This window comes from Mycobacterium sp. NGS62 (assembly GCF_059812285.1).
The window spans coordinates 1-1,322 of sequence record NZ_JCALCK010000059.1 but is presented as its reverse complement, the minus strand read 5'-3'; the positions used below and the strand labels follow the sequence as shown (position 1 = coordinate 1,322).

At 65.8% G+C, this 1,322-nt stretch carries 1 protein-coding gene and 1 pseudogene; both read right to left on the bottom strand.

Translation table 11 applies throughout. The features are described from left to right. Positions 1–144: 144 nt before the first annotated feature. On the bottom strand, positions 145–1,017 hold the full coding sequence (locus AC5Y49_RS24655; protein ID WP_499891995.1) for a transposase: 873 nt from the start codon (positions 1,015–1,017) through the stop codon (positions 145–147). An 81-nt stretch (positions 1,018–1,098) separates the two neighbouring features. Beyond that, positions 1,099–1,322: pseudogene (locus AC5Y49_RS24650) on the bottom strand (tyrosine-type recombinase/integrase); the annotation flags it as partial.

Genomic DNA, 1,322 nt, shown 5'->3' with positions numbered 1-1,322 from the left:
GGGACGGCGGCAAGCATCACCAAAAGTGCCCGCGAAACACCCTCGGTGCCTGACCGGAAAATACCCAAGGTGAGTTGGGCAGCGGACAGTACCCGGCCGGAACTTGCAGGCCGGATGTGCTGCGGCGGTGTGTATTTCGAGGGGCTAGGCGGCGGGTTCGAGGGTGACGTGGAATCCCATCGCAGTCAGGTGGGCGATGTGGTTGCGGACCTTTCGTTCGGTGACGACGCGGTTGGTGTGGTAGTCGGAGCCAAGGTCGTGGAATCGGGCGGTGGGGTTGGAGAGTAGCTGCCAGACGATGACCAGGATGGAGCGGGCGACCGCGACCAGGGCTTTGAGCTTGCCGCGGCGTTTGACGATGCGCCGGTAGCGTTCGCCGAGGGCGCCTTTGAGGTAGGGGTTGCCTTTGCCGGTCTTACCGCCACGGATCACCGGCCCGGACTGAATCGTGCGTGGACACAGTTTGGCCCAGGAGACCAGGTGCTCGGGGTTGGGAAAACGGGTCATATCCAATCCGATCTCGGCGATGATCGTCTGCGCGGCGCGCTGGCCGACGCCGGTGATCTCATCGAGGCGCTCGACCGCGGTCAACCGGGCGGGTTCGATCACCGTGGCGGTGGCGGTCTGTGGGCCGGTCGCGGTGCTACTGATGCCGGAGCCGGGTGTGGTTGTCTGCTCGCCGGTGTTGGGTGGGCGGGTGTCCGGTAGCCCGGTGGTGCCCGATCCGTCGTGGTCGCCACTGTGGTGATCGGCTTCGTCCATGGCGGCGATGAGCTGCTCGATGCGGACGCTCAGCGCGTCGATCTGGGCGCTGAGCGCGTCGATTTGAGCCAACAGCAGCCGCGCCAGCTCGGCATGATGATCATCGAAGCGGCCATCGAGCGCAGCGATCAGCTCCGAGTGCTTCGCCTTTAGCCGCCCGCGGGCCATATCGGCCAGCCGGCGCGGGTCTCGCTCGCCGGCGATGAGCGCTTCGAGCATGTCACGCACCGACAGGATGCCCAAGGTGGACGCCACCGCTGACAGTTTGATCCCGGCTTCTCTGAACTGAAATGTCTTGTCCTGGGGCTGCTTCGGTCGTGGATTAGTGGTCGCGGGTCAGGTGCTTGCATGCGGCATGCCGATCTGCACGAGCGGGCGCCTGGTGGTGTGGACGTCGAGTTGGGCGAGCTTGTTGCGGACGGCGGCGAGGCTGACGTTGAGTCCGTCGACTTCACCGAGCCAGCCTTCGAGGTGGGCTTCGGCGATGCGGTCGACAAGGTTGTCGTGGATCTGGATCAGTCTGGCCCGCTGGGCGGGGTCGGGCCGTAGGAGGGGGCAGC